This window comes from Bradyrhizobium sp. (assembly GCF_049691595.1).
In the GTDB taxonomy this organism is placed as follows: Bacteria; Pseudomonadota; Alphaproteobacteria; order Rhizobiales; family Xanthobacteraceae; genus Bradyrhizobium.
This window is the reverse complement of sequence record NZ_JBAVNZ010000567.1, coordinates 1-1,823: the sequence shown is the minus strand read 5'-3', so window position 1 is coordinate 1,823 and position 1,823 is coordinate 1. Positions and strand designations below refer to the sequence as shown.

Genomic DNA, 1,823 nt, shown 5'->3' with positions numbered 1-1,823 from the left:
AAAATCCCGTTCGCGCGTTCGCATGGGGCATGCGCTCGGTCGCCTCGACCGTCCTGACCCTGGTGCTGTTTGCGACCTATCTCGGCATCGGCGCGCTCGCGCATGACACGCGCTTCAGCCTGGGCTGGGCGCTGGCGAGCACACTCCTGGTCTGGGCGGGACCGGCGCAGATCATCCTGATCTCGACGCTCGGCTCAGGAGCGACAATGGTGCAGGCCGCGATCGCGGTCACCGTCAGCGCGATCCGGCTGTTTCCGATGGTGGTTTCGGTGTTGCCACTGATGCGCGGGCCGACGACAAAACGGCGGCATCTGGTGCTGGCGGCGCATTTCACCGCGGTCACCCTGTGGGTCGAATGCTATCGGCTGTTGCCGCAGGTGCCGCGCGAGCGGCGCATTGCGTTCACGCACGGGCTTGGCTTTGGTTTGCTGTCCGTATGTCTTGTCGCGACCACGCTCGGCTATGGCCTGGCCGCCAATCTGCCGCAACTGTTCGCCGCCGGCATCCTGATGCTGACGCCGCTGGCATTCCTGCTGTCCACCGCGCGCAACTGCCGGCAGCTTTCCGACGTTCTTGCGCTGGTCGTGGGGTTGGCGCTGTTTCCGCTGGCCTCGATGCTGCACACCGGCGTCGATATCTTGATCAGCGGTATCTCGGCGGGCACCATCGCCTATGGCGTCCACTGGTGGCGGGAGCGCGCATGAGCGAATGGCTCGGCAATTCCCTGCCCGATTTCCTGGGCGACCCCCGGGCGCTGCTGGTGCTGGTGATCGCGGGCTTCCTGCCCAACGAGGTCTGGCGGATGCTCGGGCTCTGGTTCGGCGGCGGCCTCGACGAAGGTTCCGAACTGCTGGTGTGGGTGAGGGCGGTGGCGACCGCGATCCTCGCCGGCGTGATCGCGCAAATCCTGCTTCAGCCGCCCGGCGCGCTGGCCAGCGTGCAGGACTGGCTGCGCTATGGCGCGGTGGCCGCGGGCTTTGCCGCTTTCATGGTGACGAAGCGGTCGATTTTCGCCGGCGTGGTCGGTGGCGAGATGGTGATGCTGGCGGGTAAAGGGTGGTTCGGCTGATTGCGGCGAGCCTGCAATCCGGTACTGTCGAGCGTTGGATAACAACAAACAACAGGGGAAGCGGCATGAATTGGCGCATGACGGCAGCGATGGTTGTCAGCCTCGTCGCAGCGTTCGTCCCCGTGCCGCAGAGCCAGGCCGTCGAATATCCGACGCGCCCGATCAGGCTCGTCGTGCCCTATGCCGCGGGCGGCCCGACCGACGTGCTCGGCCGCCTCGTCGGCGAATATCTCGGCCGCGATCTGAAGCAGCCGGTGGTGGTCGAGAACAAGGCCGGCGCGCAGGGCGCGATCGGCGCGGAGGCCGTGGCGCGTTCCGAGCCTGACGGCTACACGCTGTTCGTCACGGCGGCCTCGATCTTCGTGCTCAATCCGATGCTGTACAGGAAGCTGCCCTACGATCCCGTCAAGGATTTTCGTATGCTGGCGCTGATCACCGATCTTCCCGTCATCATGGAGGTGCATCCTTCGGTGCCAGCCAGGACCGTGGCGGAGTTCGTCGCCTACGCCAAACAGAATCCCGGCAAGCTCAATTTCGGCTCGGCCGGTACCGGCGGCACCATCCATCTCGCCGGCGAAATGTTCAAGCAGATGGCCGGCATCGACATGGTGCACGTGCCCTACAAGGGCGCGGGTCCGGCGCTGGCCGATCTGTTGTCCGGCAATATCCAGTTGATGTTCGACACGCTCGGCACCGCGCTGCCGCCGGTCAAATCCGGTTTGCTGCGGCCGCTCGCAGTGAGTTCGGCGAAACG

At 65.7% G+C, this 1,823-nt stretch carries 3 protein-coding genes; all 3 read left to right on the top strand.

Features of this window, described 5'->3' with window-relative positions; all coding sequences use genetic code 11:
• On the top strand, positions 1-704 hold a 704-nt coding region (locus WCE35_RS22985), incomplete at its 5' end, for an AzlC family ABC transporter permease (protein WP_424595607.1).
• A 20-nt stretch (positions 705-724) separates the two neighbouring features.
• Entirely contained in the window at positions 725-1,069 is a 345-nt protein-coding gene (locus WCE35_RS22980) for an AzlD domain-containing protein (protein ID WP_424595608.1), read from the top strand.
• A 65-nt stretch (positions 1,070-1,134) separates the two neighbouring features.
• The coding region (locus WCE35_RS22975) for a Bug family tripartite tricarboxylate transporter substrate binding protein (protein WP_424595606.1) at positions 1,135-1,823 on the top strand (689 nt) is incomplete at its 3' end.